The organism is Enterobacter cloacae complex sp. ECNIH7 (assembly GCF_002208095.1).
GTDB classification, from domain to species: domain Bacteria; phylum Pseudomonadota; class Gammaproteobacteria; order Enterobacterales; family Enterobacteriaceae; genus Enterobacter; species Enterobacter cloacae_M.
Map to the genome: position 1 here is coordinate 3478456 of NZ_CP017990.1, position 19252 is coordinate 3497707.

The 19252-nt window shown below is 56.3% G+C and carries 22 protein-coding genes; 6 read left to right on the plus strand and 16 right to left on the minus strand.

Annotated features, from left to right (window positions below):
* Window positions 1-50: 50 nt before the first annotated feature.
* Window positions 51-2192, plus strand: a complete 2142-nt coding sequence (gene pta / locus WM95_RS17100) for a phosphate acetyltransferase (RefSeq protein WP_088544893.1) — start codon at window positions 51-53, stop codon at window positions 2190-2192.
* A gap of 74 nt (window positions 2193-2266) precedes the next feature.
* Here the strand turns inward: pta and WM95_RS17105 are convergent, their stop codons facing one another.
* The 5 genes from WM95_RS17105 to WM95_RS17125 all read right to left on the minus strand — a co-directional run bounded on the left by WM95_RS17105 (window position 2267) and on the right by WM95_RS17125 (window position 6249).
* The gene (locus tag WM95_RS17105) at window positions 2267-3220 is read right to left on the minus strand and encodes a transketolase family protein (protein WP_023312546.1); all 954 of its coding nucleotides are present in this window, start codon (window positions 3218-3220) and stop codon (window positions 2267-2269) included.
* The gene (locus WM95_RS17110) at window positions 3213-4043 is read right to left on the minus strand and encodes a transketolase (protein WP_063409620.1); all 831 of its coding nucleotides are present in this window, start codon (window positions 4041-4043) and stop codon (window positions 3213-3215) included. The genes WM95_RS17105 and WM95_RS17110 overlap by 8 nt, the downstream gene beginning before the upstream one ends.
* Window positions 4040-5431 (minus strand): PTS ascorbate transporter subunit IIC, encoded by a 1392-nt coding sequence (locus WM95_RS17115; RefSeq protein WP_063409619.1) that lies wholly within the window; start codon window positions 5429-5431, stop codon window positions 4040-4042. The genes WM95_RS17110 and WM95_RS17115 overlap by 4 nt, the downstream gene beginning before the upstream one ends.
* A 21-nt stretch (window positions 5432-5452) precedes the next feature.
* On the minus strand, window positions 5453-5725 hold the full coding sequence (locus WM95_RS17120) for a PTS sugar transporter subunit IIB (RefSeq protein WP_003861447.1): 273 nt from the start codon (window positions 5723-5725) through the stop codon (window positions 5453-5455).
* Between the two features lie 80 nt (window positions 5726-5805).
* Window positions 5806-6249: a PTS sugar transporter subunit IIA gene (locus WM95_RS17125; RefSeq protein WP_063409618.1), complete on the minus strand. Its 444-nt coding sequence runs from the start codon at window positions 6247-6249 to the stop codon at window positions 5806-5808.
* A gap of 234 nt (window positions 6250-6483) precedes the next feature.
* On the opposite strand from WM95_RS17125, the gene WM95_RS17135 reads away from it, so the two are divergent.
* Entirely contained in the window at window positions 6484-7503 is a 1020-nt protein-coding gene (locus tag WM95_RS17135) for a LacI family DNA-binding transcriptional regulator (protein WP_023312550.1), read from the plus strand.
* Window positions 7504-7506: 3 nt separating this feature from the next.
* Here the strand turns inward: WM95_RS17135 and yfcD are convergent, their stop codons facing one another.
* The 3 genes from yfcD to yfcF are packed head-to-tail and all read right to left on the minus strand — an operon-like array spanning window position 7507 to window position 9369.
* Window positions 7507-8061, minus strand: a complete 555-nt coding sequence (yfcD, locus tag WM95_RS17140; protein ID WP_023312551.1) for an NUDIX hydrolase YfcD — start codon at window positions 8059-8061, stop codon at window positions 7507-7509.
* A gap of 55 nt (window positions 8062-8116) precedes the next feature.
* Entirely contained in the window at window positions 8117-8668 is a 552-nt protein-coding gene (gene yfcE, locus WM95_RS17145; RefSeq protein WP_045354313.1) for a phosphodiesterase, read from the minus strand.
* A 56-nt stretch (window positions 8669-8724) separates the two neighbouring features.
* Window positions 8725-9369, minus strand: a complete 645-nt coding sequence (yfcF, locus tag WM95_RS17150; RefSeq protein ID WP_023312553.1) for a glutathione transferase — start codon at window positions 9367-9369, stop codon at window positions 8725-8727.
* A 141-nt stretch (window positions 9370-9510) separates the two neighbouring features.
* On the opposite strand from yfcF, the gene yfcG reads away from it, so the two are divergent.
* The 4 genes from yfcG (at window position 9511) to WM95_RS17170 (ending at window position 12045) form a co-directional block, all read left to right on the plus strand.
* Window positions 9511-10140, plus strand: coding sequence for a GSH-dependent disulfide bond oxidoreductase (gene yfcG, locus WM95_RS17155; protein ID WP_023312554.1), 630 nt, complete (start codon window positions 9511-9513; stop codon window positions 10138-10140).
* 75 nt (window positions 10141-10215) lie between these two features.
* Window positions 10216-10584: a dihydroneopterin triphosphate 2'-epimerase gene (folX, locus tag WM95_RS17160; protein WP_063409617.1), complete on the plus strand. Its 369-nt coding sequence runs from the start codon at window positions 10216-10218 to the stop codon at window positions 10582-10584.
* Between the two features lie 13 nt (window positions 10585-10597).
* Window positions 10598-11491 carry a TIGR01777 family oxidoreductase gene (locus WM95_RS17165; protein ID WP_059446227.1) on the plus strand — a complete coding sequence of 298 codons (894 nt, stop codon included), beginning with the start codon at window positions 10598-10600 and terminating at the stop codon, window positions 11489-11491.
* 44 nt (window positions 11492-11535) lie between these two features.
* Window positions 11536-12045: a GNAT family N-acetyltransferase gene (locus tag WM95_RS17170; protein WP_023312557.1), complete on the plus strand. Its 510-nt coding sequence runs from the start codon at window positions 11536-11538 to the stop codon at window positions 12043-12045.
* 110 nt (window positions 12046-12155) lie between these two features.
* Here WM95_RS17170 and hisP read toward each other — a convergent pair whose 3' ends face one another.
* The 8 genes from hisP to cvpA form a co-directional block, all read right to left on the minus strand.
* Window positions 12156-12929 (minus strand): histidine ABC transporter ATP-binding protein HisP, encoded by a 774-nt coding sequence (hisP, locus tag WM95_RS17175; protein ID WP_045354320.1) that lies wholly within the window; start codon window positions 12927-12929, stop codon window positions 12156-12158.
* Window positions 12930-12937: 8 nt separating this feature from the next.
* The gene (locus tag WM95_RS17180) at window positions 12938-13654 is read right to left on the minus strand and encodes an ABC transporter permease (RefSeq protein WP_008502590.1); all 717 of its coding nucleotides are present in this window, start codon (window positions 13652-13654) and stop codon (window positions 12938-12940) included.
* Complete coding sequence (locus WM95_RS17185) at window positions 13651-14337, minus strand: histidine ABC transporter permease HisQ (RefSeq protein WP_063409616.1); 687 nt, start codon at window positions 14335-14337, stop codon at window positions 13651-13653. Before WM95_RS17185 ends, WM95_RS17180 begins: the two co-directional genes overlap by 4 nt.
* A gap of 88 nt (window positions 14338-14425) precedes the next feature.
* Entirely contained in the window at window positions 14426-15208 is a 783-nt protein-coding gene (gene hisJ / locus WM95_RS17190) for a histidine ABC transporter substrate-binding protein HisJ (RefSeq protein ID WP_023336423.1), read from the minus strand.
* A 226-nt stretch (window positions 15209-15434) separates the two neighbouring features.
* Window positions 15435-16217, minus strand: coding sequence for a lysine/arginine/ornithine ABC transporter substrate-binding protein ArgT (argT, locus tag WM95_RS17195; protein ID WP_032642008.1), 783 nt, complete (start codon window positions 16215-16217; stop codon window positions 15435-15437).
* A 291-nt stretch (window positions 16218-16508) separates the two neighbouring features.
* On the minus strand, window positions 16509-17078 hold the full coding sequence (locus WM95_RS17200; RefSeq protein WP_045354327.1) for a UbiX family flavin prenyltransferase: 570 nt from the start codon (window positions 17076-17078) through the stop codon (window positions 16509-16511).
* Between the two features lie 89 nt (window positions 17079-17167).
* A complete protein-coding gene (gene purF / locus WM95_RS17205; RefSeq protein WP_021241570.1) occupies window positions 17168-18685 on the minus strand; it encodes an amidophosphoribosyltransferase in 1518 nt (505 codons plus the stop codon).
* 33 nt (window positions 18686-18718) lie between these two features.
* Window positions 18719-19207 (minus strand): colicin V production protein, encoded by a 489-nt coding sequence (gene cvpA, locus WM95_RS17210; RefSeq protein ID WP_000262116.1) that lies wholly within the window; start codon window positions 19205-19207, stop codon window positions 18719-18721.
* Between the last annotated feature and the right edge of the window lie 45 nt (window positions 19208-19252).

The window sequence follows — 19252 nt, forward strand, 5'->3', positions numbered from 1 at the left end:
TGCTGTTTTGTAACCCGCCCAATTGCGGCGGTAACGAAAGAGGATAAACCGTGTCCCGTACTATTATGCTGATCCCTACCGGAACCAGCGTCGGCCTGACCAGCGTCAGCCTTGGCGTTATCCGTGCTATGGAACGCAAAGGCGTTCGTCTGAGCGTCTTTAAGCCAATTGCCCAGCCACGTGCCGGTGGCGATGCGCCAGACCAGACCACCACCATCGTTCGCAAGAACTCCAATCTGCCAGCGGCTGAACCGCTGAAGATGAGCCACGTTGAATCTCTGCTGTCCAGCAACCAGAAAGACGTGCTGATGGAAGAGATCATCGCCAACTACCATGCTAACGCGCAAGACGCGGAAGTGGTGATGGTTGAAGGTCTGGTCCCGACGCGCAAACACCAGTTTGCCCAGTCTCTGAACTTTGAAATCGCGAAAACCCTGAACGCAGAGATCGTTTTCGTGATGTCTCAGGGCACCGACACCCCAGAGCAGCTGAACGAGCGTATCGAACTGACGCGCAGCAGCTTCGGCGGCGCGAAAAACACTAACATCACCGGCGTGATCGTGAACAAGCTGAACGCACCGGTGGATGAGCAGGGCCGTACTCGCCCTGACCTGTCCGAGATCTTCGATGACTCTTCCAAAGCGAAAGTCATCAAAGTTGACCCGGCTAAGCTGCAGGAATCCAGCCCGCTTCCGGTTCTGGGCGCGGTGCCATGGAGCTTCGATCTGATTGCCACTCGTGCAATCGATATGGCGCGTCACCTGAACGCCACTATCGTTAACGAAGGCGACATCAACACCCGCCGCGTGAAGTCCGTAACCTTCTGTGCGCGCAGCATTCCGCACATGCTGGAACACTTCCGCGCTGGTTCCCTGCTGGTGACCTCCGCAGATCGTCCTGACGTGCTGGTTGCCGCCTGCCTGGCAGCGATGAACGGCGTGGAAATCGGTGCGATCCTGCTGACCGGTGCCTACGAGATGGACCCACGCGTCAGCAAGCTGTGCGAACGCGCGTTCGCTACCGGCCTGCCGGTCTTCATGGTGAACACCAACACCTGGCAGACCTCCCTGAGCCTGCAGAGCTTCAACCTGGAAGTGCCGGTTGATGACCACGAGCGTATCGAGAAAGTTCAGGAATACGTTGCGGGCTACATCAACGCAGACTGGATCGAATCCCTGACTGCAACCTCCGAGCGCAGCCGCCGCCTGTCTCCTCCAGCATTCCGTTATCAGCTGACCGAGCTGGCGCGTAAAGCGGGCAAACGCGTTGTTCTGCCAGAAGGCGACGAACCACGTACCGTTAAAGCAGCTGCTATCTGTGCAGAGCGCGGCATCGCGACCTGCGTTCTGCTGGGTAACCCGGATGAGATCACCCGCGTAGCGGCCTCTCAGGGCGTTGAGCTGGGCGCTGGCATCGAAATCGTTGACCCGGAAGTGGTTCGCGAAAGCTACGTTGCCCGTCTGGTTGAGCTGCGTAAGAGCAAGGGCATGACCGAAGCCGTTGCGCGCGAACAGCTGGAAGACAACGTGGTGCTGGGCACGCTGATGCTGGAGCAGGACGAAGTTGACGGTCTGGTTTCCGGTGCGGTTCACACCACGGCGAACACCATCCGCCCACCGCTGCAGCTGATCAAAACTGCACCGGGCAGCTCTCTGGTTTCTTCCGTGTTCTTCATGCTGCTGCCTGAACAGGTTTACGTTTATGGTGACTGCGCGATCAACCCGGATCCAACCGCAGAGCAGCTGGCAGAAATCGCTATCCAGTCCGCGGACTCCGCGATTGCCTTCGGTATCGAACCGCGCGTAGCGATGCTCTCCTACTCCACCGGTACCTCTGGTGCTGGTAGCGACGTAGAGAAAGTGCGTGAAGCGACCCGTCTGGCGCAGGAAAAACGCCCTGACCTGATGATCGACGGTCCGCTGCAGTACGACGCCGCCGTGATGGCCGACGTTGCGAAATCCAAAGCGCCGAACTCGCCGGTTGCAGGTCGCGCTACCGTGTTCATCTTCCCGGATCTGAACACCGGTAACACCACCTATAAAGCGGTGCAGCGTTCAGCAGACCTGATCTCCATCGGGCCAATGCTGCAGGGCATGCGCAAACCTGTGAACGACCTGTCTCGTGGCGCGCTGGTAGACGATATCGTCTATACCATCGCTCTGACCGCGATCCAGTCTTCGCAGCAGCAGTAATGTTAAAAAGCCCGGTGGCGCTAGCGCTTACCGGGCAACAAAAAGGCGACCACTTAACGGGTCGCCTTTTTTATTTACAGCAGCTCTCGCGCCGCCGATACAATGTCATGTGCCGTCAGGCCATACTCCTTCTGCAGGAAATCCTGCGTCCCCACCTGTCCGTAACGCTCCTTGACGCCCACCCGCCGCATCGGTACCGGGCAGGTTTCCACCAGGACTTCCGCCACCGCCGATCCCAGCCCGTTGTGAATACTGTGGTTTTCACAGGTGACGATGCGCCCGGTTTTCTCGGCGTAGTTTTTCACCAGCATCCGGTCGATGGGCTTCAGGGTAAACATGTCGATGACCGCCGCGCTTACCCCCTCCTGCTCAAGCTGGCGCGCCGCCTCCAGCGCTTCCGCCACCATGATGCCGTTGGCAATCAGGGTAATATCGGTTCCTTCGCGCAGCACGTTACCTTTGCCGATGGTGAAGGTTGAGCCCGGGGCGTACACGCTCGGCGCCTGCTTGCGGATGGTGCGTACCCAGTAAAAGCCTTCGAGGTCGATAAGCTGGCGCAGCACGTCCTCAAACATCACCGCGTCGGTCACCTCCAGCACCACCGAATGCGCCAGACCGCGTACGATGCCCATATCCTCAAACGACATATGTGTTCCGCCGTTATGGCAGGCCGTCACGCCCGCATCCGAGGCAATCACCTTCACGTTGTTGCGCTGATAGTCCAGGGACATAAACAGCTGGTCGAAGCAGCGACGGCTGGCAAACGCGGTGAAGGTATGAACGAACGGTTTACGCCCGGTAAGCGACAGCCCCGCCGCCGTGCCGATGACGTTGGCCTCCATAATGCCGCAGTTAATCACGTGCTGCGGATAATCGCGCGCCACGCCGTCCATCGCCATCGAGCTCATCAGATCCGCTTCCAGGGCGATAATCTCGCTTCCCGCCTCAATCTGCTTTGCCACAAAGCCCGCGTAGACCTTACGCATCTCAACGGCGTCTTTCTCTCCTGCCGGTGCAACCTTAATCATGTGAAGCCTCCAGTTGGCGAATCGTCTCGTTGAGGGCCGCTTTGCTCTCCGTGGTCAACCGCAGGTGGTGCGAGTTGCTGAGCTGTTCCAGGTACGGCACCCCCTGCCCTTTGATGCTGTCGAGGATGACGACTAACGGACGCGCGTCGGCAGCCGGGACCCGCGACGTCACCGCCAGCAGGCCCGGGATGTCGTCGCCCTTCACCGTCGCCACGTCAAAGCCAAAGGCGCGGAATTTCCCCTCCAGGTCGAACGCGCTGATGATCTCGTCCAGCTCGCCGTCGAGCTGCTGTTTGTTCCAGTCCACGAACACCGTCAGGTTGTTCAGGCGATGGTGGGCAATAAACTGGAAGGCTTCCCAGCACTGCCCCTCGTTCAGCTCGCCGTCACCGACGATGCAGAAGACGCGGTTCGGTCGCCCCGCCAGCCTGTGCGAAAGCGCCATACCGCCGGCAATGGAGATCCCCTGCCCCAGCGAACCGGTGGTGGCGTCCACGCCGCGCGTTTTCAGACGGTCCGGGTGGCTTGGCAGGCGCGTGCCGTTCTGGTTCAGGGTGCTCAGCTCTTCCACCGGGAAGTAGCCCTTGATCGCCAGCGTGCTGTAGAGCGCCGGTCCCGCATGGCCTTTCGACAGGACAAAATAGTCTCGCTCCGGCCAGTCCGGATCCGCCGGGTCGATTTTCATCACCGCGCCGTACAGCACGGCCAGGGTTTCGACCACCGACATGCAGCCGCCATAGTGCCCAAAGCCCAGCTGCGTCAGGGATTTCAGCGTCTCAAGACGGATCTGACGCGCGAGTTCGGTTATCTCTTTCTCATTCATGATTTGGCTCCGGTGTTTTCCTGCGCGTTACCGCCCGCAGGTTTGTTTTTCGCTAAGACGTTGTACGCCACCAGCAGCGCGAACAACGCCACAACCAGTCCGGTGATGGCAAGCGGCGACAGGAAGCGCGCCAGGTTGCCGAGGACAATCCCGACCGCGCCGAAGTCGGCGTCCGAGAAGGTGGTGTTGGCAAAGCCAATGGCGCCCAGCACCGGCAGCAGCAGGACCGGCAGGAAGGTGATCAACAGGCCGTTAGCAAAGGCGCCAATCATTGCCCCGCGGCGTCCGCCGGTGGCGTTACCGAACACGCCCGCCGTTGCGCCGGTGAAGAAGTGCGGCACGACGCCCGGGAGGATCAGCACCCAGCTAAACTGACCGCAGATGAACAACCCTACAATCCCGCCGAGGAAGCTGAACAGGAAGCCAATCAGCACCGCGTTTGGCGCATACGGATACACCACCGGGCAGTCCAGCGCAGGACGCGCGTTCGGCACCAGTTTCTCCGAGAAGCCGGTAAAGGCCGGAACGATCTCCGCCAGAATCAGGCGTACGCCCTGCAGGATGATGAACACGCCCGCCGCGAAGGTGATCGCCATGATGATGGCGTAGACCAGGTAGTTCTGACCGCCGCTGAAGGTGGCCTCCACGTATTCACGTCCGGCGCTCACCGCCATGATCAGGTAGATAATCATCATGGTCAGCGAGATGGAGATAGAACTGTCGCGAAGGAAGCTCAGGTTCTTCGGCAGGTTCATCTCTTCGGTTGAGCGGGAGCCTTTGCCAACCTTGCTGCCAATCCAGCCGGAAAGTACATAGCCCAGCGTGCCGAAGTGACCAAAGGCGATATCGTCGTTACCGGTGATACGCTTCATACAACGCTGCGCGATGGCCGGGAAGAAGGCCATTACCAGACCAAGGATCAGCGAGCCGGTAAAGACCAGCCCTACGCCTTCAAAGCCCGCTACCGTCAGGATCACGCCAATCATGCACGCCATGTAAAACGTGTGGTGTCCGGTCAGGAAGATGTACTTCAGGCGGGTAAAGCGCGCGACGATAATATTCGCCACCATGCCGAAGGCCATAATCAGCGCGGTCGCTGCACCGTATTTCTCCAGCGCAATTGACACAATCGCTTCATTGTTTGGAATAATGCCCTGAATCGTAAAGGCGTGCTCAAACATACCGCCCAAAGGATTTAATGACCCCACCAGCACCGTAGCGCCGCCGCCCAGCACAATAAAGCCGAGAATGGTTTTAATCGTCCCTTTCACCACGTCCGAAAACGCTTTTTTCTGCGCAACCAGACCAATAAGCGCAATTAAGCCGACCAGCACCGAAGGGACTTTTAAAATATCAACAACGAAATTCAGCGTTTCAAGGATAAACATATCCACCTCGCCTTATCAGGGTTATTGTCTTTCGAACCAGGCGCGCAGCTGCGCTTCAAGTTCGTTGATGTCGATGATGTTGTTAATCACCACCAGCTGGCTTTCCGGCACGCTGGCGCTGGCCGCAATGTCTTTTGCCATCACGAACAGATCGGCCGCGCCCGGTGTGGCCGAGGAGAGATCGGAATGTTCAACCTCAGCCTCAATCTCCAGTTTTTTAAGCACCTTTTTAATATTCATTTCGACCATAAAACTGCTGCCCAGGCCGGAGCCGCAAATAGCCATGATTTTCATTGTTGTCCCCTTATTTTGAGTAGAGCACGCCCCATCACGCTGTCGCGTAATGTTGTGAATAATCGGATTAAAGAATTAAATCAGAAGCGGTCAATAATCGTTTTAATTTCCTCCAGGGTATTCGCCTGATGCAGTTTCTCCATATCCTCGTCGCTGGAAAATAATTCTGCGAGTGCGGATATCATTTCGATATGGCTATGTTTATCCGGTGCCGCGAGCATAATAATCACATCGACAGGGTCAAACTCACCGGCACCAAACGAGACGCCCTGTTTTAGTTTTAATAAAGACAACCCCAGTCCTTTGGTGCCTTCCTCCGGCCGCGCATGCGGCATCGCCAGCCCTGGTGCCAGCACATAATAGGGTCCTAACGCGTGGTGCTGCTGGATGATGGCCGTGACGTATTCAGGCTCAATCACCTGCAAATCCAGAAGCGGCTTCGCGCACAGCTCCAGCGCCTGCGGCCAGTTTTCCACGCTATCCTGCAGCGTGATGGTTGTATCATATATCCATTTTTTGAGCACTTTTCACTCCCGCTACACGCTAAAGATGAGCAAACTTTATTCAACACATCGCTGGATGACTGCGATCGCGATCACAAAGATAGCGCTACCAATACTTAACATGCAGAAATGTGATAGCGCTATCAAATTGCAATCACGGCGCTAAATCACAGCAAAAAAAGGGATTTAAGGCGTATACTGCCTGTCACGTGAAGCGAAGGAAATGAAGAACGCGTCTGGTCAGCAGGAAGGTGTATGTCTCTAACCCGAAAACGGCGCAGTACTGGTAAAGTGACACTCGCCGATGTCGCACAGCTTGCCGGTGTGGGCACGATGACCGTGTCCCGTGCACTCCGCACGCCCGAACAGGTTTCCGATAAACTACGAGAAAAAATTGAAGCTGCCGTGCAGGAGCTGGGTTATATGCCGAATCTTGCCGCCAGCGCGCTTGCCTCGGCGTCGTCGTGGACGATAGCCATGGTGGTGCCTAACCTCTCCGAAGCCGGCTGCTCGGAGATGTTCGCCGGGCTACAGCAGGTGCTACAGCCTGCCGGGTATCAGATCATGCTGGCAGAGTCCCAGCATCGTCTTGAGCAGGAGGAGAAGTTGCTGGAGACGCTGCTGGCGTCGAATATTGCCGCCGCTATCCTGCTCAGCGTTGAACATACCGATACCGTTCGCCACTGGCTGAAAAACGCCTCCATTCCGGTGATGGAGATGGGCGCCATGCGCGCCGACCCGATTGATATGAATATCGGGATTGATAACGTAGCGGCCATGTATGAACTCACGGAAATGGTGATTAAGCGCGGCTACCAAAATATTGGCCTGCTGTGCGCCAACCAGGAGCAGTGGATTTTCCAGCAGCATTTGCAGGGCTGGTACAAAGCCATGCTTCGCCACCATATGTCGCCGACCCGGGTGATTAACGCGGCGATGCCGCCAAGCTTCTCGACAGGCGCGGCACAGCTGCCTGAATTCCTGCTGGCGTGGCCGGAGCTGGATGCGCTGGTATGCGTCTCAGACGAGCTGGCCTGCGGGGCGCTGTACGAGTGCCAGCGCAGGCGAATCAAGGTGCCGGACGACCTGGCGGTGGTAGGTTTTGGCGATAGCGACGTGAGCCGCGTCTGTCAGCCGCCGCTCACGACGATGGCGGTGCCGCATCGTAAGATTGGAATTGAAGCCGGGAAAGCGTTGCTGGAGCGTCTGAATGACGGTGACTGGCGCGATCAAAAGCCCATCGCGTCCAGTCTGTGTCTGAGAGAGAGTTGCTGAATATTACTCAGCCTCTTCCTCTTTCTCTGATTTGGTCGATTCGTTTTTGGCGTTGCGGGTCATCCACAGCGCCAGCGCTTTTAACGAATCCGGCGTGAACTCGTCGCAGCGCGCGGTGATCTCTTCCGGCGTCATCCAGCTGACTTCACTCACCTCTTCTTCCTGCAGAGCGAACGGCCCGTGGGAGACGCAGCTAAACAGCCCGCCCCAGACGCGGCAGTTTTCGTCTTCGAAATAGAACTGGCCGTGCTCGGCAAACGGCACGCCGGCGATACCTAACTCTTCTTCTGCTTCTCGACGCGCGGAATCCAGCAGCACTTCATCTGCCTGGACAACACCGCCTGCGGTGGCATCCAGCATACCCGGGAGAAAATCTTTGGTGTCCGTGCGGCGCTGGACCAGAATTTTGCCCATACCGTCATGCACAACGATGTACGTTGCGCGGTGGCGCAGACGCTCCGCACGCATTTGTTCGCGGCTGGCCTGCGCGATCACTTCATTCTCTTCGCTGACAATGTCAACCCACTCTGTACTTGCCAAATGACTCTGCTCCACCATCGGGAAACCTTCTCTTCTAAGCGCTCTTTCGGCGCGTTTGCAGTTGAGGTGTAACTTACGGATTAATCGCTACCTGCGCAATAACTTGCTGATCATTAAGTGCGATAACGCGCAGGGTATTTCCATCCAGCATGCCATAGCTCGCTGGATAACCGCCTTTCGGTATGCTGACCGATCCCGGGTTGAAGTGATAAATCTCACCGCGCTTTTCAGCAACCGGAATATGAGTATGACCGTAAACCAGGACATCGCCAGCCGCGAGCGCCGGGAGATTATCCGGGCTAAAAAGATGCCCGTGCGTCAGGAACAGGCGGCTTTGTTCCAGCAGCACCTGCTGCCATGGCGCGGTAAGGGGAAAATGCAGCAGCATCTGGTCCACTTCGCTGTCGCAGTTGCCGCGAACGGCGATGATTCGTGAGGCGTACGGGTTGAGCTTTTCCGCGACCTGCGCCGGAGCGTAGCCCTCCGGCAGCGCGTTGCGCGGGCCGTGGTTGAGCACATCCCCCAGAATAATCAGCCACTGCGCGCCGCTTTGTGCAAACAGGGAAAGGACACGCTCGGTAGCGGGCAGCGATCCATGGATATCCGACGCAAACATCAGTTTCATCAGTCACTCCTCGGGAAAACAGACTGCCCCCATCATACCTGAAGCGTCCGGGCTTATCAGCCCGCGCGCCTGGCAGATAGTGCCACATAGCGCTGCACGGAGGCACGCTGCCACTGAAACGCGGCATAATCCACCAGCAGCTGCGGCACCTCATCGCCGTTGAGGATCAGGCGGTTTAGCATCAACGCAAGATCGGCGTCGGCAATGCACCACTCGCCGAACAGGTTCGGGTTGCCGTGTGCGAGGAGCGAGGTGGCGGTTTCAATGAGTTTTTGCGCGCTTTCACGACCTTCAGCGCTGAGCGCTGGCTTTTTCACCCCGGCGAACACGACGTCCGTTGAGCGTTCCACGCGAATTGGCACCAGATCGCTTCGCAGCCACGCCTGGATCTGCCGCGCCCGCGCGCGTTTTTGCAGGTCGTGAGGATAGATGCGCTCCCACTCGGGCGGCGCGAACCGATCTTCCAGATATTCATCAATCGCCGACGATTCGCTCAGGGCAAAACCGTCAATCTCCAGCACCGGCACGCGTCGGGTCAGGTCGTAACCCTGCCACTGTGGCTTGAGATGCTCACCGCCGTCGAGATCAACGGTCTTCAGCGTAAAAGTGAGTCCTTTTTCGGCCAGCGCAACGTATACGCTCATAACATAGGGAGAAAAGAAATTCGCATCGGACCACAACGTGATTACGGGCTGGTTCATAACATCCTCATCGGCTGATCGGGTTTTTACTCAACATATAATCTCTTTGCCTCGCTGTCACTTGATGAAAACTCACGATTTACAACAACCACCTATACTCATTTGTCATGGCACCACTATTCGCATGGACAGGAGTTGAGAATGATCGACCTTTATTACGCCCCTACCCCAAACGGCCATAAGATCACCCTCTTTCTTGAAGAAGCCGAGCTGGATTACAGGATCATTCGCGTGGATATCAGCAAAGGCGAACAGTTCAGCCCTCTCTTTCTGGCTATCTCGCCGAATAATAAAATCCCGGCCATTATTGATAACCAGCCGGCGGACGGGGGCAGGCCGCTGAGCCTGTTTGAATCCGGTGAAATTTTGCTCTACCTGGCGGAGAAAACCGGCAAACTGCTGAGCGGCGAACTGCGCGAGCGTCATCATACCCTGCAATGGCTCTTCTGGCAGGCGAGCGGGCTGGGGCCCATGCTGGGGCAAAATCATCATTTTACCGCTTACGCCCCGCAGCCCATTCCCTACGCGATCGAACGCTATCAGGTTGAGACTCAACGGCTGTATGACGTTCTGAACCGTCGGCTGAAGAAAACGCCGTGGCTCGGGGGCGATCATTACAGTATTGCCGATATCGCCTGCTGGCCGTGGGTGAATACGCATGAAAAACACCGAATTGACCTGGCCGCTTACCCGGCGGTGAATAACTGGTTTGAGCGCATTCGGACCCGCCCGGCCACCGAGCGGGCGATGCAAAAAATCCAGCAGATTTAACCCTCTATGAGGCTGGGTGCCCGCGAGCCTCTCATGTATGATGAGCGTGAAATACTGACACGGAGAAGACCTGCAATGTCACAGCCAGACGCTATTATTCGCATAAAAAATTTACGCTTGCGCACCTTCATTGGTATCAAAGAGGAAGAGATCGCCAACCGTCAGGATATTGTCATTAACGTGGTAATTCACTATCCCGCAGACAAAGCGCGGGCCAGCGAAGACATCAACGACGCGCTGAACTACCGCACAATTACCAAAAACATCATTCAGTACGTGGAGACTAACCGCTTCTCTCTGCTGGAAAAATTAACTCAGGATGTGCTCGATATCGCACGCGAACATCACTGGGTCACTTATGCTGAAGTTGAGATTGATAAACTTCACGCCCTGCGCTACGCCGATTCCGTCTCCATGACGCTAAGCTGGCGACGCCAGGCGTAACCCTGGAGGTTGTATGAAGATTTTGCTGACCGGCGGCACGGGCCTGATTGGTCGTCATCTCATTGCGCGTCTGCAGGCCTTGCATCACGACATTACCGTGGTCACGCGCAGCCCTGAGAAAGCGCGTCAGGTGCTGGGGGCGGGTATAGATATCTGGAAAAATCTGGCCGAGCAGCAAAATCTGGACGGCTTCGACGCCGTCATTAACCTCGCGGGTGAACCCATCGCCGATAAGCGCTGGACGGAAGAGCAAAAACAGCTGTTATGCAGCAGCCGGTGGAACATTACCGAAAAGCTGGTCGAGCTGATCCGCAATAGCCACACGCCGCCTCAGGTGCTGATTTCAGGTTCAGCGGTAGGCTATTACGGCGATCTTGGTGAGGTGGTGGTGACCGAGGAAGAGCCGCCGCATAACGAGTTTACCCACAAGCTTTGCGCCCAGTGGGAGCGTATCGCCTGCGCGGCGCAGAGCGATCGCACCCGCGTCTGCCTGCTGCGGACCGGCGTCGTGCTTGCGCCGAAAGGCGGCATTCTGGCGAAGATGCTTCCCCCTTTCAGACTCGGGCTCGGCGGCCCCATCGGCAATGGCCGTCAGTACCTGGCGTGGATCCATATCGACGATATGGTCAACGGGATTCTCTGGCTGCTGGATAACGATCTGCGCGGGCCGTTTAACATGGTTGCGCCGTATCCGGTACGTAACGAACAGTTTGCCCACGCGCTAGGGCATGCCCTGCACCGCCCGGCGATATTGCGTGTGCCTGCCACGGTCATTCGCCTGATGATGGGTGAAGCGTCTGTGCTGGTATTAGGCGGGCAGCGGGCGCTGCCAAAACGGCTGGAAGCGGCCGGGTTTGCGTTCCGCTGGTATGAATTAGAAGAGGCGCTGGGGGATGTTGTGCGGTGAATATGTTACAGTGACGGGCCATGTTCCGAAGATATGGCGTAACAATGGCAACGATCACCACACCCCGGCTTCACCTCACTCCTTTCGAACCCACTGACTGGGCTTTCTTCCGCTCGCTGCGTGAAGATCGCAGCATCATGCGCTACATGGCCGCCATCGCGCCGGAAAAAGAGACCCGCCGCGTGTTTGCCGCGCGGCTGATGGCGGAGCATGTCTTCGTGATCCGCTCTCTCGAGGACGATACGCCGCTGGGCGATATTGGCCTGCAAATCAGCCCTGAGAATAGTGAGGAGGCCGATATCGGCTATACGGTTGTGCCTGCCGCGCAGGGAAAAGGGATTGCCAGCGAGGCGCTGCGCGCGGTGTGTGATTATGCGTTCAACCAGACCGGCGTAAAGGCGATTAACGCGTACGTCCTGGCGGACAACGGCGGGTCGGTTCGGGTGCTGGAGAAAGCAGGGTTTGTGCGTACGCAGGTGCTGGAAAAGGCGTATGAAATTGACGGCGTGCGCTATGACGACTGGGTGTATCGGCTGGAGTGCGGTGCGGTCTGATACCCTCACCCCAGCCCTCTCCCACAGGGAGAGGGAGAACATCCAGCCCGCAGGCTCGGTAAGCGAAGCGCCACCGGGCGATTGGGCTGCACTGCGGGCTGATGCCCTCTTTACTTCAGAGATCCTTTGAGGAACTGCTGCAAACGCGGGCTTTGCGGGTTCGCCAGCACTTCGTCCGGGTGCCCCTGCTCTTCAATTTTCCCCTGATGCAGGAAGATGACGTGGTTCGAGACGTTTCGGGCGAAGCCCATCTCGTGCGTCACCACCACCATCGTTTTGCCCTCTTCGGCCAGCTTCTGCATGATGCGCAGCACTTCGCCAACGAGTTCAGGGTCCAGCGCGGAGGTCGGTTCGTCAAACAGCAGCACTTCGGGCTCCATCGCCAGCGCGCGCGCGATAGAGACACGCTGCTGCTGACCGCCGGAGAGATGCACCGGGTATTTCATCTGCTGGCGCTCGTCGATACCCACTTTCGCAAGGTATTTCACCGCGCGCTCGCGGGCTTCCTGCTTGCTCAGGCCCAGCACCTGGATCGGCGCTTCCATCACGTTCTCCAGCACCGTCATGTGGCTCCAGAGGTTGAAGTGCTGGAACACCATCGTCAGACGCGTACGCAGCAGTCGCAGCTGGTTCTTATCTGCAACCTTCAGCTGGCCGTCTTTATCACGTACCAGATTGATATTCTGCCCGCTCACCACAATCGAGCCTTCGCTCGGCTTTTCGAGGAAGTTAATGCAGCGCAGGAAGGTGCTTTTACCCGAGCCGGATGAGCCGATGATACTGATCACGTCGCCCGCATTCGCCTGCAGCGACACCCCTTTCAGCACTTCATGTTCGCCGTAGCGTTTGTGCAAATCAATAACGTTTAATTTGTTCTCAGCCATCATCTTTCTCAGTGCGTCGAAGAAGGTTTTATATGCTGCAACCAGCGTTTTTCAGCCTTACGGAACAGGCTAATCAGAACATAAGAGATAATTAAATAGAGCACCGCCGCAATGCCAAATGCGGTAAACGGCTGATAGGTCGCGGAGTTAATATCGCGCGCGATTTTAAGCAGATCCGGCACCGTCGCGGTAAAGGCGAGCGCGGTGGAGTGCAGCATCAAAATCACTTCGTTACTGTACGCCGGTAGTGCGATACGCAGCGCCGACGGCAGAATAATGCAGCGATAAAGCTTCACTGAGGAAAAGCCGTACGCGCGCGCCGCTTCAATCTCACCGTAAGGGACAGAGCGAATTGCTCCGGCGAAAATCTCGGTGGTGTAGGCGCAGGTGTTGAGCGTCAATGCCAGCACCGTACAGTTCAGGCCGCTGCGGAAGAACGCATTCAGCATCTCAGTGCCTTTTACGATCTCAAGCGTGTACATCCCCGAATAGAACACCAGCAGCTGCACGTACAGCGGCGTACCGCGAAACACGTAGGTAAACAGCCAGATCGGGAACTGGATAAATTTATTGTTCGATACGCGGCCAATGGCAAGAAACACCGCCAGAATGCCGCCCATCACCACGGAGGAGATCAGCAGCCAGAGCGTAATCGCCACGCCGGTAAAGCGGTAGCCATCCGTCCACAGCAGCGACTTCCAGTATTCCTGAATAATCTCAATCACAGGTCAGCCCTCTTCACACCCACGGAGTAGCGACGCTCGAGCAGAAGCAGCACACTATTGGAGACGGTCGTAAAGACCAGATAAATCACGCCGCAGACCACCGCAAAGTAGAACGGCTCCCAGGTGCTCTTGCCCGCCAGCTGAGTCGCTTTCACGACGTCTTCCAGACCGAGCAGCGAGACCAGCGCTGTCGCTTTGAGGATAACCTGCCAGTTGTTGCCGATGCCCGGGAGCGCATAACGCATCATGGCCGGGAACATAATCCGACGAAACGTTTGTGAAGAGGTAAAACCAAATGCGGTTGCCGCCTCAATATGGCCTTTCGGCACGGCCATGTAGGCACCACGGAAGGTTTCGGTGAAGTAGGCACCGTAGATAAAACCGAGGGTAATAATACCGGCCACCATCGGGTCGATATCAATTTGTCCCATGCCCATCGCGTCCGTTACGCTGTTAAGCGCAATCTGCAGACCGTAAAAGATAAGCAGCATCAGCACCAGATCGGGAACGCCGCGAATAAGCGTGGTGTAGCCTTCAAATATGAGCGCCAGCGGTTTGTTAGCCGAAAGCTTCGCCCCTGCGCCCGCCAGACCTATCAGCACCGCCAGCACCACGGAGCTGATAGCCAGCTCAAGGGTGACAAGCGCGCCCTGTAAAATAACGCCAGAAAATCCGTACAGCATACCGCGAGCCCTGTCGTATCGTGAGTGGTGGAACCGTGTCTTTTCCCCTCCCACATCGGGAGGGGCCGCACGTTATTTGACGGAGCGATTAGCCGCCGTAAACATTAAAATCAAAGTACTTTTTCGCCAGCTTGTCGTAGGTGCCGTCAGCGCGCATTTCAGCAAACGCTTTGTTCAGCGCCTCACGCAGCTCGTTGTCTTCTTTGCGCAGGCCCATACCGGTGCCCACACCAAACAACTTCACGTCCTTAATAGACGGGCCGCCAAACTTGTAATCTTTACCCACCGGCGTTTTCAGGAAGCCTTCGCTTGCCGCAACTTCATCCTGGAAGGCCGCATCAATACGGCCTGCCGTCAGGTCAGCGTAGATATTTTCCTGACCCTGATAGGAGACGATTTCAATCCCCTTCGGCGCCCAGTGTTCGTTGCCGTAGGTTTCCTGCGTGGTGCCCTGCAGCACGCCGACGCGTTTGCCTTTCAGCGACTCCAGCGTTGGCTGAATATCAGAAGCTTTAGCCACCACCAGACGAGAATCGGCCGCGTAGAGTTTGTCGGTGAAGGCAATCTCCTGCTGGCGTTTTTCGGTGATGGAGAGCGAGGACATGATCACGTCGATTTTTTTCGCTTTCAGGGATGGGATCAGCGCATCCAGCGGGTTCTCAACGTAGGTACACTGTGCTTTGATGCGTTTGCACAGCTCATTGGCCAGATCGATGTCAAAACCGACCAGTTCACCCTTTGAATTCTTCGATTCGAACGGCGCATAGGTTGGATCGGTACCAATTCGGATTTTCTGCGGAATGGCTGCGAATGCCGCGGTGGCGCTGGAAAAGGCCAGTACCAGAGATAGTGACAACACGAGTTTTTTCATATTTATCCTCAACAAACTGTCTTCATACGGGATTTTTACGACGACGGGGTGGTGCTAATGTGCCATTAATCCCCTCAGTCAGGCAAAGATTAATGCCTTTCAGGCGGGAATTTTTGCATTATAAATGCGTAAGTATGCACAAAGCGATCCAATACGGTGCAACACATGCACCGTACTGGGTCAACCGCTCCCGTAACGCACCTTTGCGGTGCGTTAGCGTCAGGTATTATTCACCGTATACGTTGAAGTCGAAGTATTTCTTCGCCAGTTTGTCGTAAGTCCCGTCTTTACGCAGCTCTGCAAAGGCTTTGTCGAAGGCGGCTTTCAGCTCGGTATCATCCTTGCGCAGGCCAATACCGGTGCCGTCACCAAAGTATTTTTTGTCTTTTACCGACGGGCCCGCAAACGCAAAGTCTTTACCCGCAGGCTGTTTCAGGAAGCCTTCGCTCGCGGCGACTTCATCCTGGAATGCGGCATCCAGACGGCCTGCGGCCAGGTCAGAGTAAATCAGATCCTGGTTCTGATAAGCCACCACGTCGACGCCCTTCTCGCGCCAGTTCGCGTTAGCGTAACCTTCCTGCGTCGATCCCTGAAGAACGCCAACATGCTTGCCTTTCAGCGAGTCGATGGTTGGCTTAATCGGGGAGCCTTTCGGCGCAATCAGGCGAGAATCCGCGGCGTAGAGCTTGTCAGAAAAGGCAATCTCCTGCTGGCGTTTTTCGGTGATGGAGAGAGAAGAGATAATGGCGTCGATTTTCTTGGCTTTCAGCGACGGGATTAACGCGTCAAAGTCGCTGCCCACCCATGTGCATTTCACCGCAATGCGTTTGCACATTTCATTTCCCAGATCGATATCAAACCCCACGAAATCGCCTTTCGCATCCTTGGAAGAGAATGGCGCGTAGGTTGCGTCTGTACCGATACGAACCGTCTGTGGAAGCGCTGCGTAGCTACCTGCCGCCGCACTTAACCCCACGAGCAAAGACAGAGCCAGAACCGTCTTCTTCATACATTTACCCTCAAGTACCGTGATTTTATTATGTATTGTGTTGTGTGTTGTGTTGCAGGCTTCATCTTGCAGGTCTTATGCCACATTGCCGTCTGGTCAAAACTTCGACGTTAAATATGTTAATAAAACGTTGCGATATTGCCTTAATGGTGAAAGATAGCAGGTCTGCCGAACGAACCGGAAAGAGAAAAAGGGAAAAAACGAATTAAATGTCGAGGATATGATCGCCGTTGCATAATTGCCCTGAAACAGGGCAACGTCTCTTTTCATGCACTCTGTTTGTGCACAGAATCAGGCCCCTTGCCAGCGGGTGAAGAGATCTTCGGGCAGGTCGATGTCAAACTGATCCAGCACGCGGTTAACGGTCTGATTAATCACGTCATCCAGCGAGGTCGGGCGATGATAAAACGCCGGAACCGGCGGCATGATGATGGCCCCAAGTTCGGCGGCCTGGGTCATTAAACGCAGATGACCGAGATGCAGCGGCGTTTCCCGCACGCAGAGCACAAGAGGACGACGCTCCTTCAGCACCACATCCGCCGCGCGCGTCACCAGGGTGTCGGTATAGCTGTTCACAATGCCGGAGAGCGTTTTAATTGAACAGGGCAGGATAACCATGCCGGCTGTTTTAAACGAGCCTGAGGAGATGCTGGCGGCGATATCACGGGCATCGTGAACCACGTCCGCCAGTGCCTGGACATCGCGCAGGGAGAGATCGGTTTCCAGAGAGAGGGTCTGCCGCGCCGCCTGGCTCATCACCAGATGGGTCTCGACTTCCGCCACGCTACGCAGAACCTGTAACAAACGTACGCCGTAAATCGCGCCGCTGGCGCCGCTGAGCCCAACAATGAGTCGTTTCATGATTTTCGCCCTTACTGATTTCAGGGCAGACTGTGCAGGATTTTGCGGGGAGTTGCAAGTGAGGGCATTCACCCTCACCTGCCGGAGCATCAACCTTCGTTGTGCATCTCTAAGCTTTCGAGATCGTTCTGCAGCTGGACGGCTTTCGCATCGTCGTTGCGCAGAGAATCAAGATAGTCGAGGTACTGCTGGTCAACGTCTTTGGTCACGTAAATACCGTTGAACACGGAGCATTCAAACTGCTGAATTTCCGGGTTCTCGGCACGCACCGCGTCGATGAGATCGTTCAGATCCTGGAAAATCAGGCCGTCGGCACCGATGATCTGGCGAATTTCATCCACTTCACGGCCGTGAGCGATCAGCTCGTTGGCGGTTGGCATATCGATGCCGTACACGTTCGGGAAGCGAATCTCCGGCGCGGCAGAGGCCAGGTAGACTTTCTTCGCACCCGCTTCGCGCGCCATCTCGATAATCTGCTCAGAGGTGGTGCCGCGAACGATGGAGTCATCCACCAGCAGAACGTTCTTGTCGCGGAATTCCGCGCGGTTGGCATTCAGCTTGCGGCGCACGGACTTACGGCGCAGGTGCTGGCCCGGCATGATAAAGGTGCGGCCAACGTAGCGGTTCTTCACGAAGCCCTGACGGTATGGCTTATCCAGAATGCGGGCGATCTCCAGCGCGATATCGCAGGAGGTTTCCGGGATAGGAATAACCACGTCGATGTCGAGATCGTCCCACTCGCGGGCAATTTTCTCGCCCAGCTTGGTGCCCATGTTGACGCGCGCGCTGTAGACGGAAATCTTGTCGATGAAGGAATCCGGGCGGGCGAAGTAAACGTATTCAAACAGGCACGGGTTGCTGACCGGATTATCGGCACACTGGCGGGTAAACAGCTGGCCCTTCTCGGTGATATAGACCGCTTCGCCCGGCGCAACGTCACGCAGGAACTCGAAGCCCAGGGTATCCAGCGCCACGCTCTCAGAGGCAACCATGTATTCGGTACGGCCATCGCCAAGGTCGCGCTTACCGAGCACCAGGGGACGAATGCCGTTTGGATCGCGGAAGGCTACCATTCCGTGACCGATAATCATCGCCACGCAGGCGTACGCGCCGCGGATCTGGCGGTTGGTCGCGGCAATGGCAGCAAAGATGTTGTCTGCTTCCAGCGGGTAGTGACGGAAGTTATCCAGCTCGCTGGCGAACACATTGAGCAGGATTTCAGAATCAGAGGTGGTGTTAATGTGGCGACGTTTCTCTTCGAACAGCTTTTTACGCAGCTCATGCGCGTTGGTCAGGTTGCCGTTATGAGCAAGGGTGATGCCATACGGTGAGTTGACGTAGAAAGGCTGTGCCTCAGAGGCGCTGGAACTGCCAGCAGTAGGATAACGAACGTGACCGATCCCCATATTACCTTGCAGACGCTGCATATGGCGGGCTTCAAACACATCGTTTACCAGGCCATTGGCCTTGCGTAAACGGAAGCAGTTGTTTGCATCAATGGTGATGATACCCGCAGCATCCTGCCCACGGTGCTGAAGCACCGTTAACGCGTCATAAATCGACTGGTTTACCGGCATGAAACCGGCGATACCGACAATACCGCACATTCGTCTTTTCCTCGTTAAGCCACATCTCAGGGTTTATGCCCTGGGCAAAAAACTCGACGAGCTTTGCAGATAGTCAAAGAACCATCTGATGATGAAGCTGAACTCTGGAATGAGCTGCGATTTCTGCCAGTCTTCGCTTTTGGAGAACCCGGTGAAGGTATCCAGGAAGAACAGGATCGCGGCCACAATCAGCACGCCTCGTAACGCCCCGAAACAGATCCCGAGCACCCTGTCCGTTCCTGACAGACCGGTTTTCTCGACCAGCTGACCTATCACGTAATTCACGATAGCGCCGACAATCAGCGTTGCGATAAACAGCACCGCGATTGCAATTCCGTTTCGGACCAGTTCATCTTCAAAGCCCGTGAACCAGACAGACAGGTAAGTGTAGTAATGACTGGCAACAAAGAAAGCACAACCCCAGGTTACCAGCGATAACGCTTCACGAACAAAGCCACGGATCAGGCTAACCAGACAGGAAAAACCAATCACCGCAATGATGGCGTAATCAATCCAGACCATATGTGTCCCACGATTTAACGCCCTGTCATCCAGTTCGGGGCGAAT

Bases quoted from the DNA above. Each gene is read 5' to 3' on its own strand.
- yfcE (WP_045354313.1), bottom strand. From the start codon at position 8,668: ATGAAACTGATGTTTGCGTCGGATATCCATGGATCGCTGCCCGCTACC.
- WM95_RS17170 (WP_023312557.1), top strand. From the start codon at position 11,536: ATGGCAACGATCACCACACCCCGGCTTCACCTCACTCCTTTCGAACCC.
- purF (WP_021241570.1), bottom strand. From the start codon at position 18,685: ATGTGCGGTATTGTCGGTATCGCCGGTTTCATGCCGGTAAACCAGTCG.
- WM95_RS17135 (WP_023312550.1), top strand. From the start codon at position 6,484: ATGTCTCTAACCCGAAAACGGCGCAGTACTGGTAAAGTGACACTCGCC.
- yfcF (WP_023312553.1), bottom strand. From the start codon at position 9,369: ATGAACCAGCCCGTAATCACGTTGTGGTCCGATGCGAATTTCTTTTCT.
- cvpA (WP_000262116.1), bottom strand. From the start codon at position 19,207: ATGGTCTGGATTGATTACGCCATCATTGCGGTGATTGGTTTTTCCTGT.
- folX (WP_063409617.1), top strand. From the start codon at position 10,216: ATGTCACAGCCAGACGCTATTATTCGCATAAAAAATTTACGCTTGCGC.
- WM95_RS17185 (WP_063409616.1), bottom strand. From the start codon at position 14,337: ATGCTGTACGGATTTTCTGGCGTTATTTTACAGGGCGCGCTTGTCACC.
- argT (WP_032642008.1), bottom strand. From the start codon at position 16,217: ATGAAGAAGACGGTTCTGGCTCTGTCTTTGCTCGTGGGGTTAAGTGCG.
- hisP (WP_045354320.1), bottom strand. From the start codon at position 12,929: ATGGCTGAGAACAAATTAAACGTTATTGATTTGCACAAACGCTACGGC.
- hisJ (WP_023336423.1), bottom strand. From the start codon at position 15,208: ATGAAAAAACTCGTGTTGTCACTATCTCTGGTACTGGCCTTTTCCAGC.
- WM95_RS17115 (WP_063409619.1), bottom strand. From the start codon at position 5,431: ATGTTTATCCTTGAAACGCTGAATTTCGTTGTTGATATTTTAAAAGTC.
- yfcG (WP_023312554.1), top strand. From the start codon at position 9,511: ATGATCGACCTTTATTACGCCCCTACCCCAAACGGCCATAAGATCACC.
- yfcD (WP_023312551.1), bottom strand. From the start codon at position 8,061: ATGGTGGAGCAGAGTCATTTGGCAAGTACAGAGTGGGTTGACATTGTC.
- WM95_RS17110 (WP_063409620.1), bottom strand. From the start codon at position 4,043: ATGAATGAGAAAGAGATAACCGAACTCGCGCGTCAGATCCGTCTTGAG.
- WM95_RS17120 (WP_003861447.1), bottom strand. From the start codon at position 5,725: ATGAAAATCATGGCTATTTGCGGCTCCGGCCTGGGCAGCAGTTTTATG.
- WM95_RS17165 (WP_059446227.1), top strand. From the start codon at position 10,598: ATGAAGATTTTGCTGACCGGCGGCACGGGCCTGATTGGTCGTCATCTC.
- WM95_RS17200 (WP_045354327.1), bottom strand. From the start codon at position 17,078: ATGAAACGACTCATTGTTGGGCTCAGCGGCGCCAGCGGCGCGATTTAC.
- WM95_RS17105 (WP_023312546.1), bottom strand. From the start codon at position 3,220: ATGATTAAGGTTGCACCGGCAGGAGAGAAAGACGCCGTTGAGATGCGT.